This is a genomic window from Pseudomonas sp. B12(2026), assembly GCF_057767015.1.
Window position 1 is genome coordinate 4,056,989 of sequence record NZ_CM173430.1, and the last position, 18,607, is coordinate 4,075,595.

General features: G+C 66.5%; 15 protein-coding genes. 5 read left to right on the top strand and 10 right to left on the bottom strand.

Features of this window, described 5'->3' with window-relative positions:
* Positions 1–21 precede the first annotated feature (21 nt).
* The 9 genes from ccmI to ccmA all read right to left on the bottom strand — a co-directional run bounded on the left by ccmI (position 22) and on the right by ccmA (position 6,998).
* The gene (gene ccmI, locus AC3B6A_RS18740; protein WP_488398611.1) at positions 22–1,233 is read right to left on the bottom strand and encodes a c-type cytochrome biogenesis protein CcmI; all 1,212 of its coding nucleotides are present in this window, start codon (positions 1,231–1,233) and stop codon (positions 22–24) included.
* The gene (locus tag AC3B6A_RS18745) at positions 1,230–1,700 is read right to left on the bottom strand and encodes a cytochrome c-type biogenesis protein (protein ID WP_488398612.1); all 471 of its coding nucleotides are present in this window, start codon (positions 1,698–1,700) and stop codon (positions 1,230–1,232) included. Before AC3B6A_RS18745 ends, ccmI begins: the two co-directional genes overlap by 4 nt.
* Positions 1,697–2,239 carry a thiol:disulfide interchange protein DsbE gene (gene dsbE, locus AC3B6A_RS18750; protein ID WP_488398613.1) on the bottom strand — a complete coding sequence of 181 codons (543 nt, stop codon included), beginning with the start codon at positions 2,237–2,239 and terminating at the stop codon, positions 1,697–1,699. Before dsbE ends, AC3B6A_RS18745 begins: the two co-directional genes overlap by 4 nt.
* Before the next feature lie 2 nt (positions 2,240–2,241).
* Positions 2,242–4,215: a heme lyase CcmF/NrfE family subunit gene (locus tag AC3B6A_RS18755; RefSeq protein ID WP_488398614.1), complete on the bottom strand. Its 1,974-nt coding sequence runs from the start codon at positions 4,213–4,215 to the stop codon at positions 2,242–2,244.
* A gap of 1 nt (position 4,216) precedes the next feature.
* Positions 4,217–4,696 (bottom strand): cytochrome c maturation protein CcmE, encoded by a 480-nt coding sequence (ccmE, locus tag AC3B6A_RS18760; protein WP_488398615.1) that lies wholly within the window; start codon positions 4,694–4,696, stop codon positions 4,217–4,219.
* A complete protein-coding gene (gene ccmD / locus AC3B6A_RS18765; protein ID WP_488398616.1) occupies positions 4,693–4,869 on the bottom strand; it encodes a heme exporter protein CcmD in 177 nt (58 codons plus the stop codon). The genes ccmE and ccmD overlap by 4 nt, the downstream gene beginning before the upstream one ends.
* The gene (locus tag AC3B6A_RS18770; RefSeq protein ID WP_488398617.1) at positions 4,866–5,612 is read right to left on the bottom strand and encodes a heme ABC transporter permease; all 747 of its coding nucleotides are present in this window, start codon (positions 5,610–5,612) and stop codon (positions 4,866–4,868) included. Before AC3B6A_RS18770 ends, ccmD begins: the two co-directional genes overlap by 4 nt.
* Positions 5,613–5,673: 61 nt before the next feature.
* Positions 5,674–6,345 (bottom strand): heme exporter protein CcmB, encoded by a 672-nt coding sequence (ccmB, locus tag AC3B6A_RS18775; protein ID WP_413351979.1) that lies wholly within the window; start codon positions 6,343–6,345, stop codon positions 5,674–5,676.
* Positions 6,345–6,998 carry a cytochrome c biogenesis heme-transporting ATPase CcmA gene (gene ccmA, locus AC3B6A_RS18780; protein WP_488398618.1) on the bottom strand — a complete coding sequence of 218 codons (654 nt, stop codon included), beginning with the start codon at positions 6,996–6,998 and terminating at the stop codon, positions 6,345–6,347. Before ccmA ends, ccmB begins: the two co-directional genes overlap by 1 nt.
* A 259-nt stretch (positions 6,999–7,257) precedes the next feature.
* On the opposite strand from ccmA, the gene fliK reads away from it, so the two are divergent.
* Entirely contained in the window at positions 7,258–8,847 is a 1,590-nt protein-coding gene (fliK, locus tag AC3B6A_RS18785; RefSeq protein ID WP_488398619.1) for a flagellar hook-length control protein FliK, read from the top strand.
* Entirely contained in the window at positions 8,844–9,179 is a 336-nt protein-coding gene (locus AC3B6A_RS18790; protein WP_488398620.1) for an EscU/YscU/HrcU family type III secretion system export apparatus switch protein, read from the top strand. The genes fliK and AC3B6A_RS18790 overlap by 4 nt, the downstream gene beginning before the upstream one ends.
* A 6-nt stretch (positions 9,180–9,185) precedes the next feature.
* Here AC3B6A_RS18790 and AC3B6A_RS18795 read toward each other — a convergent pair whose 3' ends face one another.
* On the bottom strand, positions 9,186–9,671 hold the full coding sequence (locus AC3B6A_RS18795; RefSeq protein ID WP_488398621.1) for a hypothetical protein: 486 nt from the start codon (positions 9,669–9,671) through the stop codon (positions 9,186–9,188).
* Positions 9,672–10,059: 388 nt separating this feature from the next.
* Here AC3B6A_RS18795 and AC3B6A_RS18800 point away from each other — a divergent pair, with 388 nt between their 5' ends.
* The 3 genes from AC3B6A_RS18800 to AC3B6A_RS18810 are packed head-to-tail and all read left to right on the top strand — an operon-like array spanning position 10,060 to position 18,607.
* A complete protein-coding gene (locus tag AC3B6A_RS18800) occupies positions 10,060–12,456 on the top strand; it encodes a type VI secretion system Vgr family protein (RefSeq protein WP_488398622.1) in 2,397 nt (798 codons plus the stop codon).
* Positions 12,456–13,586, top strand: a complete 1,131-nt coding sequence (locus AC3B6A_RS18805) for a DUF2169 family type VI secretion system accessory protein (protein WP_488398623.1) — start codon at positions 12,456–12,458, stop codon at positions 13,584–13,586. The genes AC3B6A_RS18800 and AC3B6A_RS18805 overlap by 1 nt, the downstream gene beginning before the upstream one ends.
* The gene (locus tag AC3B6A_RS18810; protein ID WP_488398624.1) at positions 13,583–18,607 is read left to right on the top strand and encodes an RHS repeat-associated core domain-containing protein; all 5,025 of its coding nucleotides are present in this window, start codon (positions 13,583–13,585) and stop codon (positions 18,605–18,607) included. Before AC3B6A_RS18805 ends, AC3B6A_RS18810 begins: the two co-directional genes overlap by 4 nt.

An 18,607-nucleotide genomic window follows, 5' to 3' on the forward strand; every position in this document is an offset into this window, starting at 1 on the left:
CGCTACCCTCTCTTGTCCGGTTCAGCGCTGGTCAGGGCTGTCGATGGTGACAGCCTGCTCGCCAGCCTGGGCAGTAGACAACGCTTCGCTGCGGCCGATCCATTCCCCGGCGGTCGCATTGCCGGAGCGGGAAATCCGCGCCACCAGCTGCACCTGCGGGAAGGCCGAGAGCTTGAGCTGCGGCATCATCGCATCGGCATCGCTGAGCGCCACTTCAGTGGGCAGGTCGGAGACCTTCAGGCGCTTCACCGCCAGCGGCATCGGCGGGCCGCTCACCGCGCGGGCGAAGACGAACACGCTGTCGTCCGGCTTGACCTGGCCCTTCACCGCAGCGCTCAGGTCGACCTTCACCTTCAGCGTCACGCCGGCGGTGGCGGGCGCGGCAGGCTCGGCGGGCGGCGTCTCGCCCTTCTCGATCATGCGCTGGCGGGCACGCTCGATGCCGCCGGCGATGGCCTCGCGGGACGGATCGTCGGCCGGCAGCACCGCGACCAGGCGGCCCCAGTAATCGACGGCCGCGGCGTACTTCTCATCCTCGAAGGCGGCGATGCCGAGCAGGCCGAGGGTGGTGACTTCCTGCGGGTCCTTCTTCAGCGCTTCCTCCGCCAGCTCGCGCACTTCCGGGCTCAGCGCCCGGTTGCCGGCGAAGTACAGCGCCTGGGCCCACTGGCCGAGGACTTCCGGCTGGCGGCCGGAGAGGCGCGCGGCCTGCTCGAAGGCCTTGGCGGCATCGACGGCGCGGTTCTGGGTCATGTAGGTGCGGCCGAGGAAATACCAGCCTTCGGCGGAATCCGGCTGCGCCTGCACCGCGCGCTCCAGGCGGGCGGTCATTTCTTCCATGGACTTGGGCGCCTGGGCGAATTCGCGGGCCAGCTCGACCTTGTCGCTGGCGCCCCAGTGCAGGTACAGGCCGAGGGCGAGGAACGGCAGGGCCAGCGCCGCGATCAGCGGCGCGGCGCGGCCGAGGCGGGAGCGGCGGTCCTCGGCGCTGCCTTCGGTATCGGCCAGCAGCTCGCGGGCGGCCTCGGCGCGGCCGGCTTCCAGCTGGGCGTCGTCGAGGGTGCCGGCGTCACGCTGGGCGGTCAGTTCGGCCAGACGCTCCTGGTACAGGGCGACGTTGAGGGCGGTGCGGTCTTCCTCGGCCTGGGCGCGGCGGCCGCGCAGCAGGGGGATGACGAGGAATGCCAGGGCCGCCAGCAACAGCAGGCCGGCGGCGAGCCAGAAGTCGATCATTTGTCTTGGTTATCCAGCAATTGGTCGAGACGCGCCTGCTCCTCGGCGGACAGCGTGGTGGATGTGGCGGCGGCCGGGCGGCGGCGACGGGCGACGATCACGCCGAGCACGATCACGCCCAGGCCCAGCAGCGCGGCGGGGCCGAACCAGAGCAGCCAGGTGCGCTCGCTGACTTCGGGCTTGTAGCGCACGAATTCGCCGTAGCGATCGACCATGTAGTCGATGATCTGCTGGTTGCTCTTGCCGGCCGCCATCTGGGTGTAGATCTGCTTGCGCAGGTCGGCGGCGATCGGCGCGTTGGAGTCGGCGATGTCCTGGTTCTGGCACTTGGGGCAGCGCAGCTCGGTGGTCAGGTCGCGGAAGCGCTCGCGCTCGGCGTCGCTGGCGAACTCGTAGGTGTCGATGGCCGCGTGGGCGATGCCGCTGAGGGCAATGCCGAGCGCTGCGGCGGCGAAGAATCGCTTCATTTGCCCTCCGCTTCGTCCACCAGGCCCTGGTAGACCGGCGCCAGCTGCTCGCGCCAGACCTTTTCGTCGATGGCGCCGACCAGCTTGTGACGGATGATGCCGTCCTTGTCGATGATGTAGGTCTCCGGCGCGCCATAGACGCCCAGGTCGAGGCCCAGGGTGCCGGCGGCGTCGGCGATGTTCAGCAGGTAGGGGTTGTGCAGCTCCGCCAGCCACTTCTGCGCGGCGGCGCCGTCGTCCTTGTAGTTGATGCCGTAGATCACCACGCCCTTGGCGGCCAGTTCGGTGAGCACCGGGTGCTCGAAGCGGCAGGTCGGGCACCAGGTGCCCCAGACGTTGACCAGCGCCGGCTTGCCCTTGAGGTCGGCCTCGGTGTAGGTCTTGCCCGGCTCGGTGACGCTGGGCAGGGTGAACGCCGGGAACGGCTTGCCGATCAGCGCCGAGGGCAGCTCGCTGGGGTCCAGCCACAGGCCACGGAAGAGGAATACCGCGACGACCAGGAAGATCGCCAGGGGCAACAGCAGGATCGCACGCTTCACACTCAGGCTCCCTGTCCGGCGAGGCCCAGGGCCTCGCGTACACGCGTTTTCACTTTCAGCCGGTAGCGGCGGTCGAGCGCCGCCATTACACCGCCCAGGGCCATCAGCAGGCCGCCCAGCCAGATGAAGCGCACGAACGGCTTGATGTGCACGCGCACCGCCCAGGCGCCGTTGTCCAGCGGCTCACCGAGGGCGACGTAGAGGTCGCGGGTCAGGCCGCCGTGGATGCCGGCCTCGGTCATCATCGAGCTCTGCACGCTGTACAGGCGTTTTTCCGGATGCAGCACCGCGACTTCGGAGCCGTCGCGGATCACGCGGACGGTGCCCTTGTCGGAGGTGAAGTTCGGCCCCTCGAAATGCCGGGTGCCCTCGAAGAGGAACTGGTAGCCGGCCAGCTCCACCGACTCGCCCGGCGCCATGCGCAGGTCGCGCTGGGCGCTGAACTGGCTGGTGAGCACCACGCCGATGGCGCAGACGGCGATACCGAAGTGCGCCAGCTGCATGCCCCAGTAGCTGCGGTTGAGGCCCGCGGCGCCGGCGATCACGCCCTTGTGGCGGACCTTGTCGAAGAAGTCGCGCACGCCGGCCAGCACCACCCAGGCGGCCAGCAGGAACACGCAGAGGACCTCCCAGTGCAGCTCGCCGTAGAGGAAGCTGCCGGCCACGCCCAGCACCAGGGTGCCGATCAGCACCGGGGTGAGCATGCCGCGCAGCCAGCGGGTCGGGGTGTCCTTCCAGCGCACCAGCACGCCGACCGCCAGGGCCAGCATGAGGATCGCCATCAGCGGCATGAACAGCGCGTTGAAGTACGGCGGGCCGACCGACAGCTTGGCGCCGCTGATGGCGTCGAGCACCAGCGGGTAGAGGGTGCCGATCAGGATCATCGAGGCGGTCACCACCAGCACCAGGTTGTTCAGCAGCAGCAGGGTCTCGCGGGACCACAGGGCGAAGCCGACCTGGCTCTTGACCACCGGCGCGCGCAGGGCGAACAGGGTCAGCGAACCGCCGACCACCACCAGCAGGAAGGCCAGGACGAACACGCCGCGCTGCGGATCGGCGGCGAAGGCGTGCACCGAGGTCAGTACGCCGGAGCGGACCAGGAAGGTGCCCAGGAGGCTCAGGGAGAAGGCCGCGATGGCCAGCAGCACGGTCCAGCTCTTGAACACGCCACGCTTCTCGGTCACCGCCAGCGAGTGGATCAGCGCGGTGCCCACCAGCCAGGGCATGAAGGAGGCGTTTTCCACCGGGTCCCAGAACCACCAGCCGCCCCAGCCCAGCTCGTAGTAGGCCCACCAGGAGCCGAGCACGATGCCGATGCCGAGGAAGGTCCAGGCCACCAGGGTCCAGGGCCGCGACCAGCGCGCCCAGGCGGCGTCGAGGCGGCCGCCGAGCAGGGCGGCGATGGCGAAGGCGAAGGCCACCGAGAAGCCCACGTAGCCCATGTAGAGCATCGGCGGGTGGAAGATCAGGCCCGGGTCCTGCAGCAGCGGGTTGAGGTCGTTGCCGTCGGCCGGCATCTGCGGCAGCAGGCGCTTGAAGGGGTTGGAGGTGATGATCAGGAACAGCAGGAAGCCGGTGCTGATCATCCCCATCACCGCCAGCACGCGGGCCAGCATGGTTTCCGGCAGCTCCCGGGAGAACACCGAGACGGCGAAGGTCCAGCCGCCGAGGATCAGCGCCCAGAGCAGCAGCGAGCCCTCGTGGGCGCCCCACACGGCGCTGAGCTTGTAGAACCAGGGCAGCGCGCTGTTGGAGTTGCTGGCAACGTAGGCCACCGAGAAATCATCGTGGAGGAAGGCCCAGCTCAGGCAGCCGAAGGAGAACAGCAGGAAGGCGAACTGCCCCCAGGCCGCCGGGCGCGCCAGGCTCATCCACTGGCGATCGCCGCGCCAGGCGCCGATCAGCGGGAAGAAGGACATCACCAGCGCCATGCACAGCGCCAGGATCAGGGAAAGATGGCCGAGCTCGGGAACCATGTCAGTTGCTCCCCTGCGCCGTGGCGCCGGCCTGGCCGGCTTCGGCGCTGCCCAGCTTGCCGCTGTCCTTGAGCGCCTTGGTGACTTCCGGCGGCATGTATTTCTCGTCGTGCTTGGCCAGCACTTCGTCGGCGGTCAGCACGCCGCTCTCGTCGATCTTGCCCAGGGCGACGATGCCCTGCCCTTCGCGGAACAGGTCCGGCAGGATGCCGCGGTACTTCACGGTGACTTCCTTGACGAAGTCGGTGACCACGAACTCGACATCCAGCGAATCCGCCGAACGCTTGAGCGAGCCCTTCTCCACCATGCCGCCGGCGCGGATGCGGGTGTCGTGCGGGGCCTCGCCGTTGGCGATCTGGGTCGGGGTGTAGAACAGGTTGATGTTCTGCTGCAGGGCCGACAGCGCCAGGCTGACGGCGACGCCCACGCCGGCGACGATGGCGAGGACGATGAGCAGACGCTTCTTGCGGACCGGATTCACTTGTTGGCCTCCCGGCGCAGACGACGCGCCTCTTCTTGCAGATATCGCCGGCGCGCCAGCATGGGCGAGGCGACGTTGAGTGCCAGCACCACCAGACTGATGGCGTAGGCCGACCACACATAAAGGCCATGGTGACCCATGGCGAGGAAATCACCGAAGGACTGGAAACTCATAGCGCGCGCTCCACCTCAGCCTTGACCCAGCTCGCGCGGGCTTCGCGCTTGAGCACTTCCAGGCGCATGCGCAGCAGCAGCGCCACGGCGAAGAAGCAGTAGAAGCCGGCGACCATCAGCAGCAGCGGAATCCACATCTCCGGCGGCATCGGCGGCTTCTCGGTCAGGGTGAAGGTGGCCGGCTGGTGCAGGGTGTTCCACCAGTCCACCGAGTACTTGATGATCGGGATGTTCACCACGCCGACGATGGACAGCACCGCGCAGGCCTTGGCCGCGCTGTCGCGGTTGGTGATCGCCTGGCCGAGGGCGATGACGCCGAAGTAGAGGAACAGCAGGATCAGCATCGAGGTCAGGCGCGCGTCCCACACCCACCAGGCGCCCCAGGTCGGCTTGCCCCAGATGGCGCCGGTGACCAGCGCGACGAAGGTCATCCACGCACCGATGGGCGCGGCGCACTGCACGGCGACGTCGGCGATCTTCATCTTCCAGATCAGGCCGATGGCGCCGGCCACCGCCAGCATCACATAGCAGGACTGGGCGACGAAGGCCGCCGGCACATGGATATAGATGATGCGGAAGCTGTTGCCCTGCTGGTAGTCCGGCGGCGCGAAGGCCAGGCCCCAGACGATGCCGACGCTCATCAGCAAGACCGCGGCGACGGCGAACCAGGGCAGCCAGCGTCCGCTGATCTCGTAGAACCACTTGGGCGACCCAAGCTTGTGAAACCAAGTCCAGTTCATCATCAGGCTCTGTAAAGCTCTACTCTGTCGCCGGTACCGCTTCCGAAGTCCGGCGCTCGTTCGTTCACTCGCCGACGCTGATCTTCAGCCCGGCGGCGATGGCAAAGGGCGTCAGCGTCAATGCTAACGCCGTCAGGCTGGCCAGCCACAGCAGGTGCCCGGCGGTTGGCAGCCCCTGCAGCGATGCCTGCAGCGCACCGCTGCCGAGGATCAGCACCGGTATGTACAGCGGCAGGATCAGCAGCGCCAGCAGCAGGCCACCACGCTTGAGCCCCACCGTCAGCGCCGCGCCCACCGCGCCCAGCAGGCTCAATATCGGCGTGCCCAGCAGCAGCGACAACAGCAGGTCCGGCAGGCAGCGCGCCGGCAGCCCCAGCATGAGGGCGAACAGCGGGGACAGCAGCACCAGGGCCAGTCCTGAAACCAGCCAGTGTGCCAGCACTTTGGCCAATACCAGAAGTGCCAGGGGGTGCGGCGAAAGGACCCACTGCTCCAGCGAGCCATCCTCGAAATCGCTGCGGAACAGACCATCCAGCGACAGCAGCACCGCCAGCAGCGCCGCGACCCAGACCAGCCCCGGCGAGAGGTTCTTGAGCATTTCCGACTCGGGACCGACCGCCAGCGGGAACAGCGCGATGACGATGGCGAAGAATACCAGCGGGTTGGCCAGCTCCGCCGGGCGGCGGAACAGCAGGCGCGCCTCGCGGGCGAGCAGCAGGGTGAAGACGTTGCTCATCAGGCAGCCACCTCGCGACCATGCTGGCCGAGATCGAGCGCCCGGTAGCCGGCGGGCATCCGCGCCAGGCTGTGGTGGGTGGTCAGCACGACCAGGCCGCCGCGCTCGCAATGACCGGCCAGGTGCTCCTCGAGCTGCGCCACGCCCTGCTTGTCGAGGGCGGTGAAGGGTTCGTCGAGGATCCACAGCGGCGGCGCTTCCAGGTACAGGCGCGCCAGGGCCACGCGGCGCTGCTGGCCGGCGGACAGGGTGTGGCAGGGAACGTCCTCGAAGCCGCGCAGGCCGACGGCGGCCAGGGCCTGCCAGATGGCATCGCGGTTGGCCGGCTGGTGCAGGGCGCAGAGCCAGGCGAGATTCTCTTCGGCGCTCAGCAGGCCCTTGATGCCGGCGGCGTGGCCGATCCACAGCAGCAGCCGGGCCAACTCGCCGCGCTGCTCGCGCAGGGGCCGGCCATTGAGCAGCACCTCGCCGGCGGTGGGCTGCATCAGCCCGCTGAGCAGGCGCAGCAGGCTGGTCTTGCCGCTACCGTTGGGGCCGATGATCTGTAGCATCTCGCCGGCGCCCAGTCGCAAATCGAGACGCTCGAACAACATGCGCCAGTCCCGCTCGCAGGCGAGCGCCACGGCTTCGAGAAGTGGATGGGTCAAGGGCATCGGCAACCGTCGGGCAGAAAACATTCAGTGGTGCAAAAACGCGGCCATTCCGCCCGGGCCGTCATGCGCGACCACGGGCGGCGCATTATACACAGCCGCTCCTGTGCTCGACGTCAGGTTTTTCGACAGGGTGTAACGTCAAATCAGCGCACGGCGCTCCCGCCTGGAATGCCCTGCCGCCGCCGGACGGTCTAAAGTGCCTGCGACGCGCGCCGATACACTGGGCGTCCACCCGTCCCGCTGCCCAGGCAGGTCCCCGATGCCGAGCGAAATTGGCGCCTCCCGCCCGCTCCCGCCCTCCCCTCCGCCGCGCGGCGCCCCGAGCGCTGCGGAACTGACCCTCAAGCTCGCGCAGAGCCTGGGCGACCTGCTGCCGCCGGGTGAAAAGGCCCAGGCCGAGGTGGTCGCGGTGCGCGACAGCCAGGTCAGCTTCCAGCTCCTGCTGCGCCTGACCCTGGCCAGCGGCCAGCAGACCCTGGTCAGCGCCCAGAGCCCGCAGGCCCTGCCCGAGGGCAGCACGCTGCAGCTGTCGGCGCTGTCCCAGAGCAGCCTCGCCGCCACCCTGCTGGAACAGGCCACGGCGAATCGGAGCCTGACCGGCCAGGTGCCACTGGAAAGCCTGGACCTCGACCTGCTGCCGGTGGGCACCCTGCTGCAGGGCAAGGTCGATGCCAGCGAGCTGATCGCCCAGGGCAAGGCGGGCCAGGCCGTCTACAAGGTGCTGGTCAGCCTGCTGAACACCTCGCTGGCCGGGCGCCAGCTCAGCCTCGAATCACCCCACCCGCTGCCGCCGGGCAGCCTGCTCAGCGCGCGGGTACAGGGCCAGCAGGCCCTGCAGTTCCTGCCGCTGGCCAGCCTCCTCGACCAGCTCGACGTCAGCCGGCAACTGGCCAGCCAGCAGGGCCGGCAAGGCTCCCTGGAAGGACTGTTCCAGGCCTTGCAGGGCGCCGGGCGCGGCCAGTCGCTGAACCCCGGGCTGCGGCAGGCGGTGGACAAGCTGCTGACCGGCCTGCCCGATATCCGCCAGCTCGGCGACGCCAAGGGAGTGGCCCAGGCCATCCAGCAGAGCGGCGTGTTCCTCGAAGCCCAGCTGCTGCGCGGCGCGCAGGACCTGCCGCAGGACTTCAAGGCCAATCTGCTGCGCCTGATCGCCCAACTGCTGCCGGCGCAGAACGGCACCGCCGCTTCGGTGCTGGGCAATCTCCCGAGCAACGCCCTGGCCGGCGCCAGCAGTCTGGCGCAGGCGCTGCCGGCCTTCGTGCGCAACGCCCTCGGCGTGCTCGGCCAGACCGGCGGACGCACCCCGCCGCCGGCCAGCTTCCCGCTGCCCAGCCGGCTGGCGCACCAGCTGGAAGAGGAAGGCGACCTGGAAGCCCTGCTCAAGCTGGCCGCCGCAGCCGTGTCGCGCCTGCAGACCCACCAGCTTTCCAGCCTGTCGCAGAACGAAGTGCTGCCCGACGGCACGCTGCTCAATACCTGGCAGATGGAAATCCCCCTGCGCCAGCAGCACGACCTGGTGCCACTGCAAGTGCGCATCCAGCAGGAAGAACGCCAGGGCAGCGAGCGCGAACAGCAGCGCGACACGCTCTGGCGCGTGGAGCTGGCCTTCGACCTCGACCCGCTCGGCCCGCTGCACGCCCAGGCCACCCTCGCCCACGGCAGCATCGCCAGCCAGTTGTGGGCCGAACGCGCCAGCACCGTCAGCCTGATCGACCGCGAGCTGGGCGCCCTGCGCCAGCGCCTGAACGACGCCGGCCTCACCGTCGGCGAACTGTCCTGCAGCCTGGGCAAGCCGCCCCAGGGCGGGCGCACCGCCGTGGAACAACGCTGGGTGGATGAAACCGCATGAGCAAGCCGAAGACAGCGCCGCGCCAGGTCATCGCCCTCAACTACGACGGCCAGAGCGCCCCGACCCTCACGGCCAAGGGCGACGACGAACTGGCCGAAACCATCCTCGCCATCGCCCGCCATCATGAAGTGCCGATCTACGAGAACGCCGAGCTGGTGCGCCTGCTGGCGCGGCTGGAGCTGGGCGAGGCGATTCCCGAGGCGCTCTATCGCACCATCGCCGAGATCATCGCCTTCGCCTGGTACCTCAAGGGCAAGAGTCCGCGCAGCGCAGCGTCGCCCGCCGACGACGCCCCGTTGCTGCTGGAAGGGCCCGAACGCCGGGCCGATTGATAGCGCTCAGCGACAGGCCCGGTCACAGCGCGGCTCGCCGGGCAACTGGTAATCGCAGATCGCTCCCGCGGGCGAGCGCATCGGCTGCTCGTCCGCACGGCGGTAGAACGCCAGACTGCCGGCGATCTCGCACAGCTGGTCCAGCGAAAGCGGCTTGTCCAGCACCCGCAGCAACGGCACCCGATTGCGCCACGCCCAGCGGAACAGCCCGGCCCGTTCCTCGGTGCTGAAGCTGCCGACCAGCACGAACTGGCGGAAGGCATTGCTCCGGCTGAGGGCCTTCAGACTCGTCAGTTCGTTGGTGCCGGGCACGAAGTCGTCGTAGATGAACAGGCCGAAGCGCTGCTGGCCGGACAGCGCCTTGCGCACCTCGTCCAGGTCCAGGCACAGGCTCAGGTGATAGAGCTCCAGGCGATTGAGCAGCACGCTGTAATCGAGCAGCCGGCCCGGATGCGAACACAGCACCATGGCCCGGGGAGAAATGGCAGCCATATCGGTGGCCCTCAGGGAAGTTTCGACGGGGCCAATCTAATGACGTTCCAGTGGCTCTCTGATCAGACGCATCTGAAAGATGCGTAGTAAACGGCCTGCAACCAACTACCCGACATGCCACCGCCGGGGCGGCGGCAGAATCCAGCAGCGGGTGGAAACACCCCTGCGAACGTCCCTGGCCGGCCGGATCGCCGCCTCGTTCAGTGTTTGCCGCAGGCCGAAGAACGACTGCCGGCGCAGGGCCATTTACGGGAATCCGCAACCTCAGGGCGTGGACGTTTCCGCGTCCACTGACAGACATCTCCCAACCCGGATTTGCCGGGGTCCCGGCCACCTCATCCCTCCCTAAAGTCCAGCGTTCCAGAACGGACCTCACGGAGAGACAGGCGTGTTCCAGGCAGCCAACCAGACGCAATTCCAGCTGTTCATCGGCGGCGCTCCCAGCGACCTGCGTGTTCTCGAATTCCACGGCGATGAAGCGCTGGACAGCCTTTACCGTATCGAGATCGAAGTCGTCAGCGAACGCGCACCGTCGCCCGACGGCCTGCTGTCGAAGCAAGCCTTCCTGGCCTTCGACCAGCAACTCAACGGCATCCACGGCCTCATTCGCGAAGCCAGCCTTGGCGCCAGTGACCCACGCTTCTGCCACACCCGCCTGATCCTCGAACCACACCTGGCCAACCTGGCCCTGCGCCGAAACCAGCGCATCTTCCAGCACAGGAACGCCCAGCAGATCATCTCCACCATCCTCGGCGAGCATGGCCTGAGCACCTTCGCCTTCCGCCTTTCCGGTCCGCCACCGGAACGCGAGTACTGCGTGCAGTACAACGAGAGCGACCTGGATTTCGTTTCCCGGCTCTGCGAAGAGGAAGGCATACACCGGCACTTCGAGCACTCCGTCGGCGATCACACCCTGGTCTTCGGTGACAGCCCGGCAGCCTGGGCGACCATTGGCAAGGTGCCCTTCCACAGCGACACCGGCCTGGTCGCCGATACCCCGGTGGTCAAGCATTTCGGCATGGGCGCAGCGATCCGTACCTCCCGCGTTACCCGGCGGGACTACAACTTCGAAAAGCCCGCCATCCTGCTCGAGGGCAAGGACAAGGGCGACGGCAAGCCGGACCTCGAAGACTACGATTACCCCGGCCACTTCCTCCATAACGATCGCGGCAGGCAGCTCAGCCGGATTGCCCTGCAACGCCACACCGCCGACCAGCAGAAAGCCTTCGGCGGCGGCGACCGGCCGGTGCACTGCGGCCACCTGATCACCCTCACCGACCACCCCGTAGGCGCCAACAACGCGCTATGGACCGTCACCCGCGTCAGCCACCACGGCTACCAGCCCCAGGTGCTGGAGGAGCACGCCGGCGACGGTGCCGAACAGGGCTACCGCAACCACTTCGAAACCATCTCCGCCTACACCATCCATCGCCCGCAGCTGCTCCATCCCAAGCCCCGCGTGCTGGGCAGCCAGACCGCCGTGGTCACCGGCCCCAAAGGCGAGGAAATCCACTGCGATGCCTACGGACGGGTGAAGGTCCAGTTCCACTGGGACCGTGACGGCCAGTTCGACGACAAGAGCAGTTGCTGGGTGCGCGTCGCCAGCAGCTGGGCCCACAGCGGCTATGGCCACGTCGTGATTCCGCGTATCGGCATGGAAGTGCTGGTGAGCTTTCTCGAGGGTGACCCGGACCAGCCGCTGATCCACGGCTGCCTGCCGAACAAGCTGCGCCCGGTGCCCTACGCCCTGCCCGAACACAAGACCCGCAGCGTATTCAAGACCAACAGCAGCCTTGGCGGCGATGGCGCCAACGAACTGCGCATCGAAGACCGCAAAGGCTCCGAGCAGATCTATATCCACGCCGAGCGCGACCAGGACATCGAGGTCGAGCACAACGAAACCCACTGGGTCGGCAAGGACCGCAGCAAGACCATCGACCACGACGAAACCGTGCACGTCGGCAACAACCGCCGCGAAACCGTCGACGGCAACGAAACGGTCACCATCCACAAGAACCGCACCAAGACCGTCGACAAGCACGAGACCGACCACATCAAGCGCAACTGGTCGATCACCGTCGACCGCATGAAGACCGAGACGGTCAAGCTGACCTACCTGCAGAACGTCGGCCTGGCCAAGATGATGAACATCGGCACGGTGTACAGCCAGAACGTCGGACTGCACCTGAACACCATCGTCGGCATGAACCAGGTGGAGCGCATCGGCAAGAACCGCTCCACCACCATTGGCACCTCCATGACGCTGAACGTCGGCGGCGGGCTGCTGGGCTCGTCCGATGATGCGACCCCGGCGATGGCCGCGAAGAAGAACATCGTCGCGGACACCTCCACCAGCTCGCCCGCAGCACAGAAAGCGGCCAGCGGCTCCAGCCTGCAGATGGACGGCGAAAGCATCACCCTGCGGGTCGGCCCCTCGAAGATCGTCATCACCGCCGAGGGCATCTTCCTCGATGCCCCGGACATTCACCTGAAGTCCGCCAACACCGTCAACGCCGACGCCCCCAAGGACGTTCACCTCAACAGCGGCACCGCCCAGGCCGCGCCCAGCATCACCGTCGATGCCGCCTCGCCCGGCTTCTCCGGCTTCAACCCGCTGAACGACGCCGGCGGGCTGGCAAGTTTGGCCGGCGCAGCGCTCGGCGGCGACCTCGGCGGCCTTGCCGGGGCGGCCGCAGGGATGCTCGACGGCACATCCCCCGGACTCGGCAGCCTGGGCGGCTCGGACCCACTGGGGGCGGTCAAGGCACCGAAGGATTGCTGGTGATGATCCGGATCGACAACCACAGCGGGCTGCCACACCTGCTCTACGAAAAATGCGCCCCCTCCGGCGAGCCCTTCGACATCCTGGTGCTGCGCGGCACCTTCGACTTCAGCCGCGATGGTGCGCCGATGACGCTGGCCGCCGAACAGCGCCCCATCCAGTTTGGCGATTGCTACGACGGGCCGGTCAGCACCCAGCCACTGAAGGCGGTGATCGCCGAGGAAGGCGATCTGGTGCTGGGCAAGCCGGGGACCGACATATCGATGCAGGGCCACCTCCGGGCCTATCAGGGCCGGCCGCTCAAACACTGGCTGGCCGAACTCCACGTAGGGCCGGTGAGCAAATCCATCAAGGTCAGTGGGCCAAGAGAGTTGCGTGACTCCGCGACCGGCTGGCGCCTGGGCGAGGCCATTCCAGTCGATCAGGTTCCGCTGGATTACCGGCTGGCCTTCGGCGGCTGCTTCTACGATCCAGAGCCACCAGCCGAGGGCATGCCAGCAGCCAGCGTCCATTACGCCTTGAACGCCGCCGGATGTGGCTGGCTACCCGATTCGGCGGCGCTCAAGAGCCTGGACAAAGCGGCACGGCAACGCATCGAAGAACACCTCGCGCAGATCAGGAAAATGCCCGCCCCGCAGCTGGAGGAACCTCATGCACCTTTTGAGCACCCCCACCAGAAACTGACACCCCAAGGCTTTGGCCCCATCGCCCGATGGTGGGAGCCGAGAGTCTCCCTTCAGGGCACCTACGACCAGCGCTGGCAGGAGGAACGCTACCCCTTCCTCCCCGAAGATTTCGATCCCCGTTTCTACCAGAGCGCTCCCGCTGACCTGGTCTCATCCACACACCTGGCGGGCAATGAACCGGTCCGGCTCAAAGGCTGCCTCACGGACGGGGAACGCTCGATGTGCCTGCCCGGCATGGTCCCGCTGGTGCTCATCAATGAAGACGATCCCGACGGCCATGTCCGGTTTCCGGTTCTGGATACCGTTCGAATCGATCTCGACGCCCATCAGACCACGCTGCTGTGGCGCCTCCCCCTGGCGCAGCAGACGGCGCTCAATCGCCTGACCATTGGCCTGACAGCACTTTCGGCCTTGGGGCCGTCCGGGAAAAGGAGTTCCCAAGCATGACCGACCGCTTAAGCATCTCCTCGATGACAGAGGATGCAGCCGCAGAGCAGAAAGACGTAAATGCACGCACGCTGACTGAGCTGTCCAATCGTCAATCACAGGCCAGCAGCCTCCTTGGCACGCTGGACAAGCTGGAAAAGCTCCGTCCGCTAACCGACGCCGAGCTGTCAAGCCGCAGCCGCATGCAGGGCGAACTGGCTGACCTCCAGCGACAGCGGGTGGCGCTGGAGTCCACTCCCGTTGCTCCGCCTGCCGCAGCGGCCGGCGGCACCAAGCGACACGTTGCCAACGAAAGCACCCAGTGGAAGGCCATCTGCGTCACACCCGACTTCTGCCGGGTTGGCCCACCGATCATTGCCTTCGACTCCTTCGCGACCTTGGACAAGCAGGTCAAGTCCTCACCCAACGTCAAGGCACAAGGCGTACCGGTCTACCGGCAGGGCGACCTGTTCAAGCAAGTCCAGGCAGATGCCGGGCAGCATGTCGTTGCAACCACCTCGCTGGGCTCCGGCCACGTCAAGCTGCTGGATGGTCACAGCACGGTCATCGTCAACGGTCTTCCGCTTGCCCGCCATGACAGCTACTGCCTGGTGAACTGCGATGCCAACGGCATCGGCGGGGCGCTCGGGAAGATCGTCAGTAACCGCAAAAATGCCGGCGGCAGCGACCCTGCCAGTGCCGCCAGCAACCCGGACGCCCCACCCGGTGAACGCACCAGTCCCTATCTGGAAGAACTCAAGGCCAAGCGCGAAGCCCTGAACGAACAACTCATCGACTTCGATGCGGCCGACGAGTTCGTTCGCTTCGATGACCTCAACAAAATGCTGGACGCCCGCATTGCCGACATCAAGTCAGCCCCTCTTCCCGGCGTCCCCTTCAGCGACCTGATTCCAGGCGTCGGCGAGATCGGCGCACAGATACAGCGCGGTACCCTGGGGTTCGTCAAGGACATCGCCACCGGCATCGGCGAGCTGGGCTACGAAGGCGCAAAGGCAGTCGGCAAAATCCAGCAGACGATCTACACACCTGCCGGCGTTCAAGCCAAGGTGCTGGATGCACAGATTCTTGGGGAAGATATCCGCCTGGGAAACGTGACCCCGGAAACGGTGACCGCCGATGCCAAGGGAAAGGCAAAGGCGATTGGAAGCGCAATGGTCCAACCGGTCGTCACCCCCTGGGAAAAAGGCGACTACACAGAAGCCATTACACGGGGCGCGCTGGAAGTATCCACGCTGCCCCTCGCCGGCCTGAAGGCCAGCATCCTGGGCAAACTTGGCGAAGCCAACAAAGTCACAAAGGCAGCCGAAGCGGCAAAAGCCGCTGAAGCCACCAAAGCCGCTGACGCGGTCGGTGATGCAGCCGACGTCGAGCGGGCCGCACAATCGAGCAGCGCGGCCAAAAGCGGCGACGGCGTCCACGTAGAACAAGGAAAGCCCACAGGCCAGAGCGAAGGCGACAAACCCGGAAACGCCTCGGCGGAAGGAACGAATTGCGAGTCCGGAAAATGTGGACTCGAGAGCGAGCCGGTCGATGTCGCCACTGGCGATTACATTCAAACCTGGCCGGTGCTCGACATTCCCGGCAGCATCCCCCTGCGCCTGAATCGGCACTACCGCTCGCGCCAATCGTTCCGTGGAGTCTTCGGCCGCAAATGGGCAGATGAGTGGTCCCAGCGCCTGGAGCTCGACGACCAGCGCATCACCTTCCACACCGCCGAAGGCGCCACGCTCGTCTACCTTGCGCCGGAAGATGACGTCCTCGCGCACAACCTGCGCGACGGGCGATATCAATTATCCGGCAACCGCTCATCGACCCTGTTCCTCTATGACCGGCGCACCCGACACACCCTGCGTTTTGAACCCAACGAGCGCGCCACACGGCCACTGAGCGCCATCGAAGACCGCAATGGCAATGCCATCCGCTTCCACTACGCAGACGGCCGCCTGCATCGCATCACCCACAGCGATGGCTTCCAGCTGGTCGTGCGCCACACCTCCAGCGGCCTGATCGAAAGCATCACGCTACTCGAGTCCGGGCAACCCGAACGCAATCTCCTGAACTGTCGCTACGAAACCTTCGGCCTCCTCACCCATTGCCATAGCCAGCAATTCGGCCAGCTCCAGCATACCTACGACAACCGGGGCTACATGCTGCAATGGCGCGATACCGACCAGACGCAGGTCGACATGACCTACGACGATCATGGCCGCGTACACACCGTCGGCACCCCACAAGGTTTCTACAACGACCGTTTCGAATACGAAGAACTTGCCCGGTGCACCCACTACTTCGACGCCGAAGGTGGGCACAGCCGCTTCTACTACGATCACAACAACCTGGTGGTCCGGAAAATCGACCCGCTCGGCCAGGAATGGCTCACCGAATGGGACGAATTCACCAACAAACTCAGCGAAACCGACCCGCTGGGCCGCGTTACCCGCTACCACTACAGCGACGCCGGCGAACTGCTTACCCGGATCGATCCCGACGACAGCCGCGAAACCCGCCACTACGACGCCTTCGGCAACCTCACGCGCTACTGCGCCAGTGACGGCAGCGCGTGGACGCTGAGCTACGACGAACGCGGCAACCTCGACACCCTGCAACTGCCCGATGGTCGACAGGTGCGTTACCGCCACGGCGAACACGGCGAGCAACTGGAACAGCTCAACCCCGATGGCGGCAGCCTGCGCTACCGCTACGATCCACACCACCGCCTGTGCGCCATCGAACAACCCAACGGCCACACCCATCAACTGAGCCTCGACGTGTTCGGCCGGCCGCTCAGCCACGCCGACCCGCTCGGCCATATCACCCGGCTCAGCTACGCCCACCACGCCCATCCGCGCGGCTCTGTCGCCGCCCTGACCCTCAGCGACGGCACCCGGCAACACTGGCAGTACGACGGCGAACATCGCGTCCAGCGCTTCACCGATGGCGAAGGCCGCAGCACCCAATACCACTACGGCCCCTTCGACCTGTTGTTCGGCCTCACCCAACCCGGTGGCCAGACCTTGCTCCTGGCCTACGACAGGCTGGCGCGCCTGGTCCGCGTCACCAACGGCCTGGGCCAGCACTACCGCTACCAGTACGACGCCGCCGGGCGCCTGGTGAGCGAACGCGACTTCGCCGGCTGCCTCACCCGCTACAGCTACAACGCCATCGGCTGGCTGACCGAGAAACACTGCGCCGACGGCGCACGCATCCACTACCACTACGAGCTGGACTCGGCACGCCTGACCCGCATCGAGCAGCACCCCGCCAATGGCCCCGTCGAAATCACCCATCTGGGCTACGACACCAACGGCCACCTGATCCGCATCAGCAGCCTCGGCGCCCTGATCGAATACCAGCGCGACGCTACCGGCCGGGTGATCCTCGAGCGCTGCAACTACCGCGAGATTCGCCATCAGTACGACGCCGACAGCGGCCTACCCGTCATCCTCCAGGCCGGCGCTTTCTTCGAACCGGAAACGGATCGCCAAGCCAATGCCGCCCTCCCTGACATTCGCTGGCAGCACGATCAAAGCGGCGACCTGGCCAAACTCAACATCGGCGACCACGCCCCGCTCGCCGTCCTTCGCGACGCCCTCGGCCGCGACATCCAGCGCCACAGCAGCGCGGGTTTCCTGCAACAACAGCAGTACAACCGCATCGGCCTGCTCAGCGCCCAAAGCGCCGGCCGGGCCCGGACCGTCGCCGGGCTGCCGAGCGAACTGCAAAGCCACGTCCAGCGCAACTACACCTATGACAAAGCCTTCAACCCCCTCCAGATCGACGACTCGCGCTGGGGCCGCAGCCGCTACCAGTACAACGCCAACGACCAGATCATCGCCGCCCACCTGGGTGGCGCCCATCTCCAACGCTGGCGCTACGACAAAGCCCTGGACCTGATCAGCGAAGCCCAGCCCTTGGCCGCAAGCGAACACGGCCAGGCCATCGAACAACAAGGCGGGCGCGTCGTGCGCTGCGGGCCCGACCGCTACGAATACGACGCCTGCGGCCGGCTGATCGGCAAAACGGTACAGCGCAACGGCTTCCGCCCCCAGCGCTGGGCCTACCGCTGGAACGCCGACAACCGCCTCACCCAACTGCACACGCCCGGGGGCGAACACTGGCGCTACATCTACGACGCCCTTGGCCGGCGCATCAGCAAGTTCCTGGTCATCCACGGCACCGTGGACACCCGGCAGATCGTCGGCGAGGAGTACTTCTGGAGCGGTGAACACCTCATTGAAGCCGCCCCCATCCGCGCCGATGGCGAGATTCTTTACGAGCAGGCGACCAGTTGGACCTACGCACCGGGCAGCGTCACGCCCATCGCCCAACGCAAGAACGGCAAGCTCTGCTACATCGTCACCGATCACCTGGGCAGCCCGCGCGAACTGCTCAGCGAGCAGGGCGAACTGGTCTGGTCCAACAGCCCCAACGTCTGGGGCTGGGCGCGACTCTGGAAAGCCGCCAATGACGACGGCGATGCCGTGGAATGCCCCTTCCGTTTCCCCGGCCAGTACTACGATGCGGAAAGCGGCCTGCACTACAACCGGCACCGCTACTATGACCCGCAGACGGCGCAGTACCTGAGTCCGGACCCATTGGGGTTGGGCGGGGGGAACCGGCCTCAGGGGTATGTGCATAACCCGATGGGGTGGGTGGACCCATTGGGATTAGCTCCCTGCCCAGCTAGCGGATCTCTTGATTGGTCAGGGGTAAACCCGAAAGGTGAATCGGCACCCGATCATGTTATGCGTCATGGAGCTGATATTGCTGATAGAGCTGCTCACGGCGTATTTGTTGAAGACCCGATAACTACCACTAACAAGGCATGGGATATTGCAGTGCGCGACGGAATACAGCCCACAGTTGGAGGCAATGGAAATTGGAACTATGCAATACCATATCCAGACGCAGGCCTGGGTGGAGGGAGGTCCGGCGCAGCAGCAGGCACCCCGATACTAAATAACGTGCGAATAGTTACCAAACCGAATAGCAATACTGTAGTGACATCCTTCCCGGAGTAG

What these genes read in the sequence shown, in the direction of transcription:
- AC3B6A_RS18745 (WP_488398612.1), bottom strand. Translation starts at nt 1,700, where the DNA reads ATGAAGCGATTCTTCGCCGCCGCAGCGCTCGGCATTGCCCTCAGCGGC.
- AC3B6A_RS18810 (WP_488398624.1), top strand. Translation starts at nt 13,583, where the DNA reads ATGACCGACCGCTTAAGCATCTCCTCGATGACAGAGGATGCAGCCGCA.
- ccmB (WP_413351979.1), bottom strand. Translation starts at nt 6,345, where the DNA reads ATGAGCAACGTCTTCACCCTGCTGCTCGCCCGCGAGGCGCGCCTGCTG.
- fliK (WP_488398619.1), top strand. Translation starts at nt 7,258, where the DNA reads ATGCCGAGCGAAATTGGCGCCTCCCGCCCGCTCCCGCCCTCCCCTCCG.
- ccmI (WP_488398611.1), bottom strand. Translation starts at nt 1,233, where the DNA reads ATGATCGACTTCTGGCTCGCCGCCGGCCTGCTGTTGCTGGCGGCCCTG.
- AC3B6A_RS18755 (WP_488398614.1), bottom strand. Translation starts at nt 4,215, where the DNA reads ATGGTTCCCGAGCTCGGCCATCTTTCCCTGATCCTGGCGCTGTGCATG.
- AC3B6A_RS18805 (WP_488398623.1), top strand. Translation starts at nt 12,456, where the DNA reads ATGATCCGGATCGACAACCACAGCGGGCTGCCACACCTGCTCTACGAA.
- AC3B6A_RS18790 (WP_488398620.1), top strand. Translation starts at nt 8,844, where the DNA reads ATGAGCAAGCCGAAGACAGCGCCGCGCCAGGTCATCGCCCTCAACTAC.
- ccmD (WP_488398616.1), bottom strand. Translation starts at nt 4,869, where the DNA reads ATGAGTTTCCAGTCCTTCGGTGATTTCCTCGCCATGGGTCACCATGGC.
- AC3B6A_RS18795 (WP_488398621.1), bottom strand. Translation starts at nt 9,671, where the DNA reads ATGGCTGCCATTTCTCCCCGGGCCATGGTGCTGTGTTCGCATCCGGGC.
- ccmA (WP_488398618.1), bottom strand. Translation starts at nt 6,998, where the DNA reads ATGCCCTTGACCCATCCACTTCTCGAAGCCGTGGCGCTCGCCTGCGAG.
- AC3B6A_RS18770 (WP_488398617.1), bottom strand. Translation starts at nt 5,612, where the DNA reads ATGATGAACTGGACTTGGTTTCACAAGCTTGGGTCGCCCAAGTGGTTC.